This window comes from Streptomyces pactum (genome assembly GCF_002005225.1).
Classification (GTDB): domain Bacteria; phylum Actinomycetota; class Actinomycetes; order Streptomycetales; family Streptomycetaceae; genus Streptomyces; species Streptomyces pactum_A.
The window spans coordinates 534,892-549,275 of sequence record NZ_CP019724.1 but is presented as its reverse complement, the minus strand read 5'-3'; the positions used below and the strand labels follow the sequence as shown (position 1 = coordinate 549,275).

Below are 14,384 nucleotides of genomic sequence, written 5' to 3'. Positions count from 1 at the left end.
GAAGTGCGGGCGCCTTGGCCCGCCCGTCAGGCGAGCACCTTGTCGACGAACGCCGCGAGGTTCGCCACGGTCCGCCGGATCTTCTCCTCGAGTGTGATCGTTTCGTGCAGCCGCGCGCCGGCGCCCGCCTCCCGCATGCCCCGCACATACAGCGAACAGGCCAGGTCACCGCAGATGTAGGCGCCCACCGAGTTGCCCTGCTGCCCGGCCTTGCCCGCCTTGGGAGCGACCATCAGGCAGACGCCGCCGGAATGGGTGGTCAGGCACATCGAGCACATGCTGCGGCGTGCCTGCCAGGAGGCGGCGCCGGAGGAGCGCAGCGCGAGTGCCGTCGGCCGGCCGTTCCGTTCGGTCACGAGGTAGGCGCGGTCCGGTGCCCGGGGATCCCGCCAGCCGAAGTAGTCCAGGTCGTCCCACGGCCGGTCGGCCAGGTCGTGGGGCACGGACAGGCGCTTGGCCGCTCCCTTGGTGCAGTTCACGAAGGCGGCGCGAATCTCATTGTCGGTCAGTGGTCTCATGCAACGCAGGCTAAGTTGCCTAAATGCTTTAGGCAAATGCATAATCGACTCAGGTGAACGAGAGGATGATGATGGTACGGGTGGGGCTGACCACGGACCGACTGGTCCGGGCGGGCGCGGAACTGGCCGACGAGGTCGGCTTCGACCAGGTGACGGTCTCCGCGCTGGCCAGACACTTCGACGTCAAGGTCGCGAGCCTGTACTCGCACGTGCGCAACTCCCACGACCTCAAGACCCGGATCGCCCTGCTCGCCCTCGCCGAACTCGCCGACCGGGGCGCCACGGCGCTGGCCGGGCGGGCCGGCAAGGACGCCCTCGCCGCCTTCGCGGACGTCTACCGCGACTACGCCCGGGAACACCCGGGCCGCTACGCCGCGGCCCAGTTGCGACTCGACCCGAAGACGGCGGCGGCCAGCGCGGGCGTCCGCCACGCGGAGCTGGCCCGGGCCGTCCTGCGCGGCTACGACCTGGCGGAACCGGACCAGACCCACGCCGTCCGACTCCTGGGCAGCGTCTTCCACGGTTACGTCAGCCTCGAGATGGGCGGCGGCTTCAGCCACAGCGCCCCCGACACCCAGGAGACGTGGACACGGGTCGTGGACGCCCTGGACGCCCTGCTGCGCAACTGGCCCGCACCGTGAACCACCCCTGCCCCGGGAACGCGGACACCACCACAGCCGGAGACCACATGCCCACCACGGACGACTTGATCACCACGCCCATCACGCCGGCCCTCCTGCGCGGCGCCCTCGACCTCGAGCGCACCGAGCAGGGCCTGCTGCCGCACCGGCTGCCTGCCCGGGCCCGCGCCCAGAACACCGACGGACAGCTCGCCATGGCCGAGTCCCAGCCCTCCGGCGTACGCCTGGCGCTGCGCACCCGGGCCACCGTCCTCGAGCTGGACACCCTGCCCACCAAGCGGGTCTACGTCGGCGCCCCGCCGCGCCCGGACGGCGTCTACGAGCTGCTGGTCGACGGCCGCCCGGCGGGCCGGGGCAGTGTCGCGGGCGGCAACACGCTGACCATCGACATGACGACCGGCACGGCGGGTGTCGAACCCGGCCCCGTCGGCACCCTCCGTTTCGCGGACCTGCCCGAGGGCGGCAAGGACATCGAGATCTGGCTGCCGCACAACGAGACCACCGAACTCGTCGCCCTGCGCACCGACGCCCCCGTCGAGCCGTCCCCGGACCCGGGCCGCAGGATCTGGCTGCACCACGGCAGCTCGATCAGCCACGGCTCCGACGCCGCGAGCCCCACCACCACCTGGCCCGCTCTCGCCGCCTCCCTCGGCGGTGTCGAACTCGTCAACCTGGGCCTGGCCGGCAGCGCGCTGCTCGACCCGTTCACCGCGCGGGCCATGCGGGAGACCCCCGCCGACCTGATCAGCGTCAAGATCGGCATCAACGTGGTAAACGCCGACGCGATGCGTCTGCGGGCGTTCGGACCGGCCGTGCACGGCTTCCTCGACACGATCCGCGAGGGCCACCCCACCGCCCCGCTGCTGGTCGTCTCGCCCATCCTGTGCCCCGTCCACGAGGACACCCCCGGCCCCCTCGCCCCCGACTTCACCGGGCTCGCCGAGGGACGAGTGCGCTTCGTGGCCACCGGCGACCCGGCGGAACGCGCGAGCGGGAAACTGACCCTGAACGTCATCCGCGACGAGCTGGCCCGGATCGTCGAGCAGCGGGCGGCCGACGACCCGAACCTGCACCACCTCGACGGCCGCGAGCTCTACGGCGAGGCCGACGCGGCCGAGCTCCCCCTGCCCGACAACGTCCACCCGGACGCCGCCACCCACCGCCGCATGGGCGAGCGCTTCGCCAAGTTGGCGTTCACCGACCGCGGCGCCTTCACCGGCTGACCGCCCGGCTCCGTACGACCGCGGCGAAGCGCCGGGCGACCTCGCGCCAGACCGCCGCGGCGGCGGGCTCGTCGCGCTCCGCCCGGCGGCGCAGCTCAGCCGGGTCCAGCCCTCGGGACCGTAGCCGCTCCGGTTCCCACGACCGCACCCGGTCCGCGCCCGCCTCCGGGTGGAACTGCACGCCCCACGCCCGGTCGCCGACCCGGAAGGCCTGGTAGGGGCAGTGCTCGCTCTCCATCAGCCAGGCGACACCGGACGGCAGGGCGGTGACGGCGTCCACATGGTGTTCGATGGCCGTCACCCGCTCCGGCAGCCCCCGAAAGAGCGGATCGTCCGCGGCCCCGGACCGCAGGGTGAGCGGGGTGCTGCCGAACTCCGGTTCGCCGTGCTCGCCCCGGACCGTGCCTCCCGCGACCTGGGCGAGGAGCTGCCCGCCGAGGCAGATCCCGAACACGGGGGCACCGCGCTCCAGCGCCTCGGAGACCAGCGCGCGAGTGGGCGCCAGCCAGGGTGCGCGGGCGTCGTCGTCGGGCAGGTAGCCGCCCCCGAGCACCATGACGCCGTCGTGCGCCAGGTGCCGGGGGAGCGGCGCACCGGCGTACGCGTGCACCACCTCGAGTGACAGGCCGTCCTCGGCCAGCCAGTCACCGAACCTGCCCGGCCCGCCACCCGGACCGTTCTGCACCACCAGCAGCCGCGACATCGCCCACCTCCCGCCTCACACCCCTCGGACCACATCACCCCACTGCCCACGACGGGGTGGGCCGCAACCCTCGGGCCGGATCACAGACTCGCGGCGCGATGCGTGGGGTCGCCGTCGAGGACCGTCAACAGCAGCGGCACCTCGGCCGGTTCGGTGGCCGGTACGGTGAAGTCGCAGCAGTGGGTGGGCTGCACGGACGCCACCACACCGAGTTCCGCGAACCGGCACAGGGTGTCGTCCGGGACGGTCTCGATGTGCCGGTCGCACACGCCCTGGGCGGCGTGGAACTCGCCTGCCGGCGGGCCTCGTCGTCGCCTCGCTGCTGTACGGGCTGCTGTACACGCTGTCGGCACGCGGTGGAAAAACGCGGGCGCCGAAGGCCTGACGAGCGGTACGGTCCCCGCATGTCTGACGAGGACGGCTACTTCGGAGAAAACGTCGCCGCGCGATACGACGCGTCGTCGGCGGACAGGTTCACGCCCGACGCGGTGGATCCGGCGGTCGGCCTGCTGGCCGAACTCGCGGGCGGGGGACGAGCGCTCGAGTTCGGCATCGGCACCGGCCGGATCGCGCTGCCCCTGGCGGGCCGCGGAGTCCCGGTGCACGGCATCGACCTGTCCCGGGCCATGACCTCCCGGCTCGGCGCCAAACCGGGCGGCGACGCCGTCGGGGTGACCATCGGCGACTTCGCGACGACCCGGGTGCCGGGTGCCTTCACGGTCGTCTATCTCGTCTACAACACCATCAACAACCTGACCACGCAGGACGCCCAGGTCGACTGCTTCCGCAACGCGGCCGGACACCTGGAGCCCGGGGGCTGCTTCGTCATCGAGGTGGGCGTGCCGGAGCTGCGCCTGCTGCCGCCGGGACAGACCGCCGTGCCGTTCGGCGTCGGCCCGACCGAGTGGGCGTTCGACACCTACGACACCGCCACCCAGGCGATGAGTTCGAACTACGTGAGCATCGTGGACGGACGGGCCGAGCACTCGTCCATCCCCTTCCGCTACGTGTGGCCCGCCGAGCTCGACCTGATGGCCCGGCTCGCCGGACTGCGACTGCGCGACCGGTGGGAGGGATGGAGCCGGGCACCCTTCACCCACGAGAGCCGCCACCACGTCTCGGTCTGGGAGAAGCCCGCCGACTGACCGGCCCCCGCGGCTCAGCGCCGGGCCATGTACAGGTTCAGGGCCTTGTGCAGCAGCTTGTTGAGCGGATAGTCCCACTCGCCGAGGTACTCCACGGCCTCACCGCCGGCTCCGGTCTTGAACCGGAGCAGGCCCAGCAGGTGGTTGTCCTCGTCCAGGGTGTCGGTGATGCCGCGGAAGTCGTAGACGGCCGCGCCCCGTTCATGGGCGTCGCACATCATCCGCCACTGGAGCGCGTTGTTGGGCCGCACCTCGCGCCGGCGGCTCGTGGATGCGCCGTAGGAGTACCAGACGTGCTCGCCGACGGTCAGCATCGTGGCCGCGGCGAGCACCTCCCCGTCGTGATGGGCGAGGTAGAGGCGCATGCGATCGGGATCCTCGGCCGTCAGCGCGGTCCACATGCGCTGGAAGTAGGCGAGGGGACGCGGGACGAACCGGTCCCGTTCGGCGGTCTCGACGTAGAGCTCGTAGAAGGCCGGGAGGTCCTCGTGGTCGCCCCGGACGACTTTGACGCCGGCCTTCTCGGACTTCTTGATGTTGCGGCGCCACTGCTGGTTGAAGCCGCTCCGGATCTGCTCCAGCGTCCGCCCGGCGAGCGGCACCTGGCACACGTAGCGCGGCTGGCCCGCGGCGAAGCCGTCCTCGCCGCCCGGCGCGGTCCGCCGCCAGCCCATCCGGCGCAGCCGCTCGGCGACGCCCTCGGCGCCGGGTTCGCGCACGGTGGGCTCCACGTCCCCCAGCCGCCGGGCCCCGGGGTCGGCGATCGCCGCCTTGACCGCCTCGGCGCTCCAGCGCCGGGCCACCACCAAAGGCCCCATCCTCACGGAGAAGGCGCCGCGCTTCCTCAGGTGGGCGAGCATCGGCTCCAGCCACCGCTGGAGATCCGCCGCGCCCCAGTCGATGACCGGGCCCTCGGGCAGGTAGGCCAGATAGCGCTTCAGCTTCGGCAACGGCCGCAGCAGCACCAGCCCCGCGCCCACGAGGCCGCCGCTCTCGTCGAACCAGCCGAGGCTCTCCGCCCGCCAGTCCGGTTTCACGTCGCCCCACGAGGGCGTCTGCAGGTGACTCACGGAAGGCCGGGCCGCGACGAAGTCCAGATGTTCCTCGCGGGTGATCGCCTTCAGGTGACAGCTCATGGGTCAAGGTCCCTTTGATCGACGTGGTCCGGCTTCTCGTGACGGGAAACGCCGAGGGCGCGGAGCCCGGTCGCCGTCCCGCACTTCACAGGGAATACCGACCGGGGCCGATGCGCGCGCTGTCGCCCGGCTGTTGACCCGGGTGCGCCGTCCGGCGCGCACGATCGTGGTCGGGGTGTGAGCGTGGACGGGTTGGGCGGTGCGGGCAGGACGGACGGAGCGGACGGCCATGGCGCGGGCGATCTGGACAGGTGTCATCACGTTCGGGCTGGTCTCGGTGCCCGTCGGTCTGTTCACGGCGACCGAGGACCACTCGGTCCACTTCCACCAACTGCAGCGCGGCACCTCGGACCGGATCCGCAACCGGCGGGTCAACGAGCGCACCGGCGAGGAGGTGGACTCCGGTGACATCGTCAAGGGGTACGAGGTGGGCGAGGGCGAGTACGTCGTCGTCGAGCCGGAGGAACTGGACGAGATCGCACCGGGCCGCTCCCAGGCCCTCGAGATCACCGACTTCGTCGACCTCGACCGCATCGAACCGGTCTACTTCGGCCGCACCTACTACGTCGCCCCGCGCGGCAAGGAGTTCCTCAAGGTCTACGAGCTGCTCCGCACCGCCCTCGCCGAGGCGGGCAAGGTCGGCGTCGCCACCTTCGTCATGCGCAACCGGCAGTACCTGACCGCGCTCCGCGCCGAGGACAGGGTCCTGGTCCTCCAGACGCTGCACTGGGCCGACGAGGTCCGCGACCCGGTCGAGGAGCTACCCGAGCTGCCCTCGGGCCGGGCGGGCCGGGGCAAGGAACTGGACATGGCGATGCGGCTGGTCGACGCCCTCAGCGGGCCCTGGGAGCCCGACCGCTACCGCGACACGTACCAGGAGAAGGTCCGTGCGCTGGTCCGGGCCAAGGCCGAGGGCAAGGAGGTCGCCGTCGCGGAGGAAGCCCCTCGGGCCACCAACGTCGTCGACCTGATGGAGGTCCTGCGCGGCAGCCTGGAGCAGGCGAAGGGAGCCGGCGGCGAGCAGGAACCGGCGAAGACGAAGCGCACCGGCGGCCGGCGGACCTCGGCCCCGCGGAAGAAGGACACCGAGCCCCGGAACAAGCACTCCGAGCCCCGGAACAAGCACCTCGAGCCCCGGAAGAAGGGCTCCGTGCCCCGGAAGAAGGCCACCACCCCCTCCCGCGAGGCGCCGCCCGGACGGGGCGAGCTCCGGGAGCTGAGCAAGGCGGAGCTCTACCAGCGGGCCACCGAGCAGGACATCGCCGGACGGTCGAAGATGAGCCGCGACGAGCTGATCGACGCCCTCACCGGCGCCCGAGGCCGCCGGAAGAAGAAGACCGCCGCCTGAAGCGCCACTCAGTGGTCGCTGAGCATGCCCTCCCGCAGGCGGGCCAGCAGCCGCGAGATCAGCCGGGACACATGCATCTGCGAGACCCCGAGGCGTTCACCGATGTCCTTCTGGGTGAGCTCCTCGACGAAGCGCCAGTGGATGATCTGCCGGTCGCGTTCGTCCAGCTCGGCGATCATCGGGGCCAGGGCGTGGAAGTCGTCCACGAGCCCCAGCGCGGCGTCGTCCGCACCGATGAAGTCCGCCAGGGCCGACTCGCCGTCCTCGCTGCCGTTGATGGCCGCGTCCAGCGAGGCGGAGTTGTAGCCGTTGGCCGCCAGCCGGGCCTCGACGACCTCGTCCTCCGGGAGGCACATCAGCTCGGACAGTTCACTGGTGGTGGGGTTGCGGCCAAGGCGGCTGCGCAGCTCCTCGGTGGCCCGGGCCAACTGGACACGGGCCTCCTGGAGGCGCCGGGGCACGTGCACGGCCCACGAGGTGTCACGGAAGAACCGCTTGATCTCGCCGACGATGTACGGCACGGCGAAGGAGGTGAACTCGACCTCGCGGGTCAACTCGAACCGGTCGATGGCCTTGATCAGCCCGATCATGCCGACCTGGACGATGTCCTCCATCTCCTCCGGCCCGCGGCTGCGGAACCGGCCGGCCGCGAAGCGGACCAGGGACATGTTCATCTCGATCAGCGTGTTGCGCGCGTACTGGTATTCGGGCGTGCCCTCTTCGAGAACCGTGAGCTGCTGGAAGAACAGCTTCGACAACTCCCGCGCGTCCTTGGGCGCCACCTTGGACGGGTCCGCTACCTCCGGCATGCCCGTGCTGGTGTGCTCGGTGACCCGTGCGGTCGTCGTCGTCATGATGTGCCCTCCCAGTCGATCGGCCCCCGTCGCCGCCGGCTCGTCGGCCGACGAAAGAGCGCCTACCCCCGGTCAAGGCACCCACACATGCTGCCGCGGTAGGCGTTGCGGGCGCACGGTCCGGCACCGGTTCAAAAACCGAGGTAGAAGCGGACGGTGGTGCCGTCGTCCGTCGTGTGCACCCGCACCAGATCCGCGACGTAGTGGACGAGCAGCAGGCCGCGGCCGCCGATCTGCCCGTGCTCGGGCGGCCGGCGGCCGGCCAGCGGATCCGTGAGGCGTCCCTTGTCGCGGACCTCGCACACCAACTGCCCCGGCTCGGCCCAGATCGCCAGCGTCCCGTGCCCTCCGCCGTGGACCACGCTGTTGGTGGTGAGCTCCGCCACCGCCAACTCCGCGTCCTGCAGGCGTCGCTCGGCCAGCCCGAGCGACACGGCCCGGTCGACGGTGAAGCGGCGCGCCTCGGGCAGTTCCCCGGCACCGAACGCGAAGACGTCGGCGTCCGGCGGGGGATCCAGCGGCTGGTTGTAGCGGTCGACGACCGCGTGCCAGTCGTAGGCCTCGCTGGTCTGCTCCAGGCCGTCTGCGATGACCGTCGGATGGGTGAGGAAGGCGTCGGCCAGCGCGTCCGCGTTCAGCTTGGCCTCGTCGTACGGGCACAGGATCGTCGCGGGACGGCCCGCGAAGGCCGCGTTGATCAGCGCTTCGTGCTGGGCGCACGCCGGGTACTCCGCCGCAGTGCGCCCGGCCCAGACCGGCTCACCGATGATGCGCACCCGTTCGTGCCGGTGCGCGTCGGCGAACGCCCTGAGCACGCCGGGGATGATCCGCCCCGGATTGCGCCCGGCCTCCGACATGTCCAGGAAGGAGACGTCCCGCGCGTCCGTACCCAGCCCCGCCCTGATCAGCTCCAGGTTGGGGGCGGGCACGGCCACCGCCACGGGTTCACCCGCGGCCAGCCCCTCCCGTACGAACGTCACCGTCCGGTCGGCGTACTCGCGCTCCGAGCGGTAGAACAGCGCCGGATGCGCGAAGGCGTCGTCGGTGGTCACCGTGCTCATCGCGGAGCCACCTCGATCCGCCGCAGGGACGGCCAGAACATCTCCAGCACCCGCGGCAGTTGCGGCGGGGGCTGCTCCACCACGACCCGTCCGCCGGGCAGGTTGATGGCGGTGACGGCGAGCGCCGCGACCCCGGCGACGTCGACGAACCGCACGCCGGACAGTTCCACGTAGGACACGTCCGTGTGCCGCCTGGACAACTCGGTGAGGGCCTTCTCCCAGGACGGGCGGGTGGTCACGCTGATCTCTCCGCTGGCCCGGAGACCGGGGCGGCCGGACAGTGGGCCCACCTCCAGTACGGCCCCGCTCCGCACCCGGGGCGGTCCGCCCCCGGGGCCTGTGGCATCCACACTCGGTCTCCTTCGGAAATCCGCCGGGTGTCCGTCCACACCCGGGCGCCTTGTCCGGCCGAGCAGCCTATCGCGATCAGGCGTCGTACGCCGATGCGGGGACAAGACATGCGAGAGGGGTACGAAGCGGGGAACAGGACAGTGAGCGTCCTCGGAAGGAAGGTCCGACATGTTTGAAGCAGACAACATCCGTGAGTGGCGTGGACATGACGTCGTGGACGGTGACAACCACAAGATCGGGACTCTTGAATCCGTCTACTTCGACACCGGCACCGACCGGCCCGCGTTCGCCGCGGTCATGATCGGTCTGCCGACCCGCAGGCGCCTGGTGTTCGTCCCGGTGGACAGGGCCACCGTCGGTCCGGGCTACCTGAAGGTGAACTACGACAAGTCGCTGGTCAAGGACGCGCCCGGGATCGACCCGGACGGCGAACTCGCGGCCGAGGACGAGGGCGCCCTCTTCGCCCACTACCACCTGCCCTACGCGCAGGGCAGCCGCGGCGAGCGCCGGCTCGGCCGGCGCTGAACCCTCCACGCCGGGCGGCCCCCCGGGCGGGGACGCACCCGGGGGCCGACCGCGCCGTCGCCGGCACGACCGGCCCGCTCCTCGCGCCACCGCGGCCGGGCCCTAGGCGAGTTCCGCGCCGCGCTCCGCGGCCTCCGTCTCGGACGTCGCGCTGCCCGTCGCCAGGGTGCCTCCGGAGCTCTCCAGGTGAGCCCGCACGAACCACTGGAACTGCTCCAGGTCCCTGAGCTGACCGATCAGGAGGTCCTCCGTGGCGGGGTCGATGTCACCCGCCTCCTTCACCGCCGCGCGCACGCCCTCGATCACACCGGTGTACACGACGTCGAGTGCGCCGAGATGGGCGATGGCGTCGGCCCGGCCGATGGAGTAGTCGTCCCAGGGCCGCTCGGCCACCAGGGCCCCGGGCGTGCCCTGCGCCACTCCGCCGAGCGCCGCGATGCGCTCCGCGACGTCGTCGGCCATCTCGCGCACCTGGTCGACCTGCGGGTCGATCATCTCGTGCACGGCGATGAAGTGCGGGCCCACGACGTTCCAGTGCACGTGCTTGAGGGTCAGATGGAGGTCGTTGAGGGCGTGCAGCCGAAGCCGCAGCACGCCGATCAGCCGGCCGGCGGCCTCCCGCTCGATGCCGGGGACCGTGTACTTCGGGGTCAGGTCGTGCGTCATGGCGGACACCAGCTCCTCATGCGTTTCGTACGTCGTTGCACGTGTACGACTGCCCCGCATCGGCGACGGCAGACATGCACGGGTGCTGTCCCTGAGGAGGACGGGTCTCCCCCGGGCGGGTGAGTCAACCGTCGAAATGTCCTGCCGGCGCCCCGTTCCGGACCGTCCCCGGGAGCGACGCCGGGCCGGCGGCCCGCCGACAGGATGATGTACATGACCACGACACCACAGCACCCCGCCCCCGCCCGCTGGGCGGTCCGCGCCGCCCACACCACCGCGCTGCTCACCCTGCCGACCGGGATCTGGCGCCTCCTGCTGGCGGCCGGGCAGCCGGCCGGTTACACCGATGCGGGGTACGAGGCGATGGGCATCGCCGGATGGGGCGTGGTGTACGTGGTCGGGCTGAGCGTCGTGAGCGAGGCGCTGGCCCTGCTCACGCTCGGCCTGGTCCGGCCGTGGGGCGAGGTGGTCCCGCGCTGGATCCCGCTGGTCGGCGGGCGGCCGGTCCCGGTGCTGGCGGCGGTCCTCCCGGCGGGCCTGGGCGCCGTCGTGCTGACCGCCCTGTGGACCCCGTTCGCGTGGTGGTGGGCCACTCCCCACCCCGACATGACCCCGCTCGGCGACACACTGCTCGGCTTCGCCTACCTGCCGCTGATCGCCTGGGGCCCGCTGCTCGGCGCCGTCACCGTCTCCTACTACCGCCGACGCCGTCCCGCGCCGGCCGGGGCGGCGCGTACGCCGATCACCGGGCGCTAGCGACGGATGCACCGTGCCGACGGGTACCCGGACGGGCGCCCTCCCGCGGTGCGCGCGGACGAGGTCAGGACGGCGGAGCGGGCAGGGGCATCGCGCCGAGCGCTCGCGCCGCGTGGACGAGGTTGGACGCCATGGCCCGGCCGGTCGAGGTCGACCAGTCGTGGCCGCGGTCGTCGTCGAGGTAGTCGGGGCCTGGCCCGGGGCCCAGGTGCCAGTAGGTCCAGGCCTGCCCGGGAATGGTGTACCCGATGTCCGCGAGCCCGCCGCTGATCTCGCTGATGACGTGGTGGGCGCCGTCCTCGTTGCCGGTGACCAGGACCCCGGCGACGCGGTTGTAGGCGACGGGGCGTTCCTCGTGGTCGGTCTCGCCGAGCATGGCGTCCATGCGTTCGAGGACCCGCTGGGCGACCGAGGACGGGCGGCCGAGCCAGGTGGGCGAGGCGATGATCAGGATCTGCGACGCCAGGAGCTTCTCGTGCACGCCCGGCCAGTCGTCGCCGTCGCCCATGTCGGTCTCGACCCCGGGTTTCAGGTTCAGGTCGACGGCCCGTACGACGTCCACCTCCACCCCGTGGCCTTTGAGCGCCGCGATGACCGTGGCGGCGAGGGCCTCGGTGTTCGACGGCCGGGGGGAGGGCTTGAGGGTGCAGTTGATGACGAGTGCGCGCATGCTTACCCCTCTTCCCCCGACAGCGGCTTGCGAGCGTCCCGGCGTGGGGCCGTTCACCCGCCCGGACCCGCGCGGCGGGGAACGGGGGAGCGGGGAGGCGGGAGGAGCGGCAGGAAGGGGGCGGGCGGCCCGGCCGTGGCCGGCTCAGGGCGGGGGCGATGCCGTCCAGTCGGCCTCGCCGCTGCTCCGGTCCGGCGGGGACGGCCGGGAACCGGACCGGTACTTCGGCCGACCGTACGTGTGTGAAGTGTGGCGTGGATCATGGCCGTCGTGTTGAGTCGGGGGCCGGACCGGAATCCGTACCCACCGGTGAGCACGGAAGCCCGGATGCGAGGATGAGGCCGCCAATGACCGCAGGGTGGTGTTCCCGCACGCTTCGGGCCGCGGTGTTCGCGGCCGTCTGCGTGCTGCTCGCCGCCCTGGGCCACATCCTGATGTCCGGCACCGCGGTCCCCTGGTGGGCCATGGCCGCGGGCGCGTCGGCGACGGGCACCACCGCCTGGTGGCTCGCCGGCCGGGAACGCGGACCGCTCGCCGTCACCGGTGTCGCCGTGGCCGCCCAGACCGCACTGCACGCCTCCTTCTCGCTCGCCCAGGCGACGGGAGGGCCGCGGTCCTCGGGCGAGGAGTCCCTGTCGCGCCGGTGGCTGGACATCCTGCTGTGCCGGATGCCGTCCGGCCCGGGCGCGGAGCGGGGCACCATGCCGATGTCCACGGGGGGCGCTGACCACGGCCTCCACCTCGGGCACTCCATGCCCGGCCTGGACGCCGCGGGCCCCGCGGGACATGCCGTGGGCGGCACGTCCTCGGCCGGCATGCTCACCGCCCACCTGGTGGCCGCGCTGCTGTGCGGGCTCTGGCTCGCCCACGGCGAACGCGCCGTCTTCCGCGTCGTGCGCTGCCTCGCCGCCCGGCTCGTCGCGCCACTGCGTCTGCCGCTCCGGCTGCCGGCGCCGCCGCACCGGCCGCGCGTCCGGGTCCGCCGGGCGTCCTCGGGCCGGACACAGCGCCGCCTCCTCCTCGCCCACGCGATCACTTCTCGGGGTCCGCCCGCCGGGGTCGCTGTCGTGTGACGACAGCAGGTTCCCCGAGGCAGCCGGCGAGCACACCGAGCCGTCGGCGGGAGGCCTCGGGCACCGGCCGCGCGCTCCGGCGCCCGGCCGCCCGCCCCGTGTCCGGTCTCACCGTGCCGCCGGCCCGTCCCGCTCGGACCGGCCCTGCGACAAGACCGGATCCCTGATTCCGAGAAGGACGACACAGGTGATCAATTCCGCCCCGCCCTCACCACCCCGGCCGTCGGTCAAAGACGCGAAGGAGGCGTCGATCACGGCCTGGGCACTGGCCGCGCGCACCGGCGACCCCGACGCCGTCGACCGCTTCGTCCGCGCCCTGCACCGGGACGTCCGCCACTACGTGACGTTCCTCGGCGCCGATCCGCAGAGCGCCGACGACCTGACCCAGGACACCTTCCTGCGGGCCCTGGGCAGCCTGCACCGCTTCGAGGGCCGCTCCTCGGCCCGCACCTGGTTGCTCGCCATCGCCCGTCGCGCGGTGGTCGACAGCATCCGTCACGACTCCTGCCGGCCCCGCCTGGCGGCGACGGACGACTGGGAGTCGGCTGCCGAGCGCGCCCAGCCACGGGACCTGCCCGGCTTCGACGACGGCATCGCCCTCGCCGACCTGCTGGCGACGCTGCCCGACGACCGCCGTGCGGCGTTCGTCCTCACCCAGATGCTGGGGCTGCCGTACGCGGAGGCGGCCGACGTCAGCGAGTGCCCGGTAGGGACGGTGCGTTCACGGGTCGCCCGCGCCCGTACCTCCCTGATCGAGTGGCTGAACGACGCCGAGTGCCCCGGGCCGGTGGCCGCCGCCGCGTGACGGCCGGCCGGGAGGGGAGCGGGTCCGGGTCGCCAGGTGACCCGGACCCACCGCGCCCGGGCCTCGGCTACCGTCGGCCGCATGGCTGACGAATGCTTCCGGCATCCGCGGCTCGCCGCGGTGTACGACGCCCTCGACCCCGATCGCGGCGACCTGGACGCGTACGTGCGCATGGCCGGGGAGTTCGGTGCGAGCCGGGTGCTGGACATCGGCTGCGGAACAGGCGTGTTCGCCCTCCTGCCGGCCCGCCGCGGCCTGGAGGTCGTCGGCGTGGACCCCGCCGGGGCCTGTGTCGAGGTGGCCCGGCGCAAGGCGGGCGGCGACCTCGTGCGTTGGATCGAGGGTGACGCCACCTCGACGCCCGGGCTGCGGGTGGACCTGGCGGCCATGACGGCCAACGTCTCCCAGGCGATCACCGGCACGCGGCTGTGGCACGGGACCCTGAGGGGCGCGTACGAAGCCCTGCGCCCCGGCGGACGCCTGGTGTTCGAGACCCGGGACCCGGCCCGGCGCGCCTGGGAGGAGTGGAACCGGGACCGGACCCACCGGGTCACGGAGATCCCCGGCGCGGGCAGGGTCGAGAGCTGGTGCCGGCTGGTGGAGGTGAGGTGGCCGCTGGTGAGCTTCCGCTGGACCTATGTCCTCGCCCCGGACGGCGAAGTGCTCACCTCCGACTCGACGTTGCGCTTCCGCGAACGGCGGGAGGTCGTGGCGGACCTGGAGGCAGCGGGCTACGTGGTGGAGGAGGTGCGCGACGCACCCGACCGCGCGGGCAGGGAGTTCGTCTTCGTCGCACGACGCCCCGAGGCAGGCCGGCCGCAGCGCGGTGGCCCCGCCCCGCGGCGGACCGGGTGACCGGGAGCCAGGGCGCCCCCGGGACCCGGCAACCGACTTCGTCGACTGGCTGCC

Annotated in this window: 18 protein-coding genes; 9 read left to right on the top strand and 9 right to left on the bottom strand. The window is 72.7% G+C overall.

Annotated features, from left to right (window positions below; genetic code table 11):
• Positions 1–26: 26 nt before the first annotated feature.
• Positions 27–518, bottom strand: a complete 492-nt coding sequence (locus B1H29_RS02360; protein WP_055421356.1) for an FBP domain-containing protein — start codon at positions 516–518, stop codon at positions 27–29.
• A 71-nt stretch (positions 519–589) separates the two neighbouring features.
• On the opposite strand from B1H29_RS02360, the gene B1H29_RS02355 reads away from it, so the two are divergent.
• Entirely contained in the window at positions 590–1,159 is a 570-nt protein-coding gene (locus tag B1H29_RS02355; RefSeq protein WP_055421632.1) for a TetR/AcrR family transcriptional regulator, read from the top strand.
• Between the two features lie 47 nt (positions 1,160–1,206).
• Positions 1,207–2,382: a GDSL-type esterase/lipase family protein gene (locus B1H29_RS02350; RefSeq protein ID WP_055421357.1), complete on the top strand. Its 1,176-nt coding sequence runs from the start codon at positions 1,207–1,209 to the stop codon at positions 2,380–2,382.
• On the opposite strand, the gene B1H29_RS02345 is transcribed toward B1H29_RS02350, so the two are convergent.
• Complete coding sequence (locus B1H29_RS02345) at positions 2,372–3,085, bottom strand: type 1 glutamine amidotransferase (RefSeq protein WP_055421358.1); 714 nt, start codon at positions 3,083–3,085, stop codon at positions 2,372–2,374. The genes B1H29_RS02350 and B1H29_RS02345 overlap by 11 nt on opposite strands.
• 80 nt (positions 3,086–3,165) lie before the next feature.
• Complete coding sequence (locus B1H29_RS02340) at positions 3,166–3,354, bottom strand: hypothetical protein (protein WP_055421359.1); 189 nt, start codon at positions 3,352–3,354, stop codon at positions 3,166–3,168.
• A 135-nt stretch (positions 3,355–3,489) separates the two neighbouring features.
• Between B1H29_RS02340 and B1H29_RS02335 the strand changes: the two genes are divergently transcribed.
• A complete protein-coding gene (locus tag B1H29_RS02335) occupies positions 3,490–4,230 on the top strand; it encodes a class I SAM-dependent DNA methyltransferase (protein ID WP_055421360.1) in 741 nt (246 codons plus the stop codon).
• Positions 4,231–4,244: 14 nt separating this feature from the next.
• Here the strand turns inward: B1H29_RS02335 and B1H29_RS02330 are convergent, their stop codons facing one another.
• Positions 4,245–5,366, bottom strand: a complete 1,122-nt coding sequence (locus B1H29_RS02330; protein ID WP_055421361.1) for a lipid II:glycine glycyltransferase FemX — start codon at positions 5,364–5,366, stop codon at positions 4,245–4,247.
• A gap of 229 nt (positions 5,367–5,595) precedes the next feature.
• On the opposite strand from B1H29_RS02330, the gene B1H29_RS02325 reads away from it, so the two are divergent.
• Positions 5,596–6,714 (top strand): Ku protein, encoded by a 1,119-nt coding sequence (locus B1H29_RS02325; protein ID WP_055421362.1) that lies wholly within the window; start codon positions 5,596–5,598, stop codon positions 6,712–6,714.
• 8 nt (positions 6,715–6,722) lie between these two features.
• On the opposite strand, the gene B1H29_RS02320 is transcribed toward B1H29_RS02325, so the two are convergent.
• From B1H29_RS02320 to B1H29_RS02310, 3 genes are all read right to left on the bottom strand, one after another.
• Positions 6,723–7,568 (bottom strand): RNA polymerase sigma factor SigF, encoded by an 846-nt coding sequence (locus tag B1H29_RS02320; RefSeq protein WP_055421363.1) that lies wholly within the window; start codon positions 7,566–7,568, stop codon positions 6,723–6,725.
• Positions 7,569–7,699: 131 nt separating this feature from the next.
• Positions 7,700–8,629 (bottom strand): anti-sigma factor RsbA family regulatory protein, encoded by a 930-nt coding sequence (locus B1H29_RS02315; protein ID WP_055421364.1) that lies wholly within the window; start codon positions 8,627–8,629, stop codon positions 7,700–7,702.
• Entirely contained in the window at positions 8,626–8,979 is a 354-nt protein-coding gene (locus B1H29_RS02310; RefSeq protein ID WP_055421365.1) for an STAS domain-containing protein, read from the bottom strand. The genes B1H29_RS02315 and B1H29_RS02310 overlap by 4 nt, the downstream gene beginning before the upstream one ends.
• Before the next feature lie 169 nt (positions 8,980–9,148).
• Between B1H29_RS02310 and B1H29_RS02305 the strand changes: the two genes are divergently transcribed.
• The gene (locus B1H29_RS02305; RefSeq protein WP_055421366.1) at positions 9,149–9,505 is read left to right on the top strand and encodes a PRC-barrel domain-containing protein; all 357 of its coding nucleotides are present in this window, start codon (positions 9,149–9,151) and stop codon (positions 9,503–9,505) included.
• Positions 9,506–9,607: 102 nt separating this feature from the next.
• Here the strand turns inward: B1H29_RS02305 and B1H29_RS02300 are convergent, their stop codons facing one another.
• Positions 9,608–10,171, bottom strand: coding sequence for a Dps family protein (locus B1H29_RS02300; protein WP_055421367.1), 564 nt, complete (start codon positions 10,169–10,171; stop codon positions 9,608–9,610).
• A gap of 204 nt (positions 10,172–10,375) precedes the next feature.
• Between B1H29_RS02300 and B1H29_RS02295 the strand changes: the two genes are divergently transcribed.
• The gene (locus tag B1H29_RS02295) at positions 10,376–10,927 is read left to right on the top strand and encodes a hypothetical protein (RefSeq protein WP_055421368.1); all 552 of its coding nucleotides are present in this window, start codon (positions 10,376–10,378) and stop codon (positions 10,925–10,927) included.
• A gap of 64 nt (positions 10,928–10,991) precedes the next feature.
• Here the strand turns inward: B1H29_RS02295 and B1H29_RS02290 are convergent, their stop codons facing one another.
• Positions 10,992–11,597 (bottom strand): flavodoxin family protein, encoded by a 606-nt coding sequence (locus B1H29_RS02290; RefSeq protein ID WP_055421369.1) that lies wholly within the window; start codon positions 11,595–11,597, stop codon positions 10,992–10,994.
• A gap of 347 nt (positions 11,598–11,944) precedes the next feature.
• Between B1H29_RS02290 and B1H29_RS02285 the strand changes: the two genes are divergently transcribed.
• From B1H29_RS02285 to B1H29_RS02275, 3 genes are all read left to right on the top strand, one after another.
• Entirely contained in the window at positions 11,945–12,670 is a 726-nt protein-coding gene (locus B1H29_RS02285; RefSeq protein WP_079159969.1) for a hypothetical protein, read from the top strand.
• Positions 12,671–12,857: 187 nt separating this feature from the next.
• On the top strand, positions 12,858–13,475 hold the full coding sequence (locus B1H29_RS02280; protein WP_079159968.1) for a sigma-70 family RNA polymerase sigma factor: 618 nt from the start codon (positions 12,858–12,860) through the stop codon (positions 13,473–13,475).
• An 81-nt stretch (positions 13,476–13,556) separates the two neighbouring features.
• Positions 13,557–14,330, top strand: a complete 774-nt coding sequence (locus tag B1H29_RS02275) for a class I SAM-dependent methyltransferase (protein WP_055421634.1) — start codon at positions 13,557–13,559, stop codon at positions 14,328–14,330.
• Positions 14,331–14,384 lie beyond the last annotated feature (54 nt).

Coding starts and splice junctions, on each gene's coding strand:
- B1H29_RS02305 (WP_055421366.1), top strand. CDS start 9,149: ATGTTTGAAGCAGACAACATCCGTGAGTGGCGTGGACATGACGTCGTG.
- B1H29_RS02350 (WP_055421357.1), top strand. CDS start 1,207: ATGCCCACCACGGACGACTTGATCACCACGCCCATCACGCCGGCCCTC.
- B1H29_RS02290 (WP_055421369.1), bottom strand. CDS start 11,597: ATGCGCGCACTCGTCATCAACTGCACCCTCAAGCCCTCCCCCCGGCCG.
- B1H29_RS02325 (WP_055421362.1), top strand. CDS start 5,596: ATGGCGCGGGCGATCTGGACAGGTGTCATCACGTTCGGGCTGGTCTCG.
- B1H29_RS02345 (WP_055421358.1), bottom strand. CDS start 3,085: ATGTCGCGGCTGCTGGTGGTGCAGAACGGTCCGGGTGGCGGGCCGGGC.
- B1H29_RS02295 (WP_055421368.1), top strand. CDS start 10,376: ATGATGTACATGACCACGACACCACAGCACCCCGCCCCCGCCCGCTGG.
- B1H29_RS02330 (WP_055421361.1), bottom strand. CDS start 5,366: ATGAGCTGTCACCTGAAGGCGATCACCCGCGAGGAACATCTGGACTTC.
- B1H29_RS02360 (WP_055421356.1), bottom strand. CDS start 518: ATGAGACCACTGACCGACAATGAGATTCGCGCCGCCTTCGTGAACTGC.
- B1H29_RS02355 (WP_055421632.1), top strand. CDS start 590: ATGGTACGGGTGGGGCTGACCACGGACCGACTGGTCCGGGCGGGCGCG.
- B1H29_RS02285 (WP_079159969.1), top strand. CDS start 11,945: ATGACCGCAGGGTGGTGTTCCCGCACGCTTCGGGCCGCGGTGTTCGCG.
- B1H29_RS02335 (WP_055421360.1), top strand. CDS start 3,490: ATGTCTGACGAGGACGGCTACTTCGGAGAAAACGTCGCCGCGCGATAC.
- B1H29_RS02320 (WP_055421363.1), bottom strand. CDS start 7,568: ATGACGACGACGACCGCACGGGTCACCGAGCACACCAGCACGGGCATG.
- B1H29_RS02300 (WP_055421367.1), bottom strand. CDS start 10,171: ATGACGCACGACCTGACCCCGAAGTACACGGTCCCCGGCATCGAGCGG.
- B1H29_RS02275 (WP_055421634.1), top strand. CDS start 13,557: ATGGCTGACGAATGCTTCCGGCATCCGCGGCTCGCCGCGGTGTACGAC.
- B1H29_RS02315 (WP_055421364.1), bottom strand. CDS start 8,629: ATGAGCACGGTGACCACCGACGACGCCTTCGCGCATCCGGCGCTGTTC.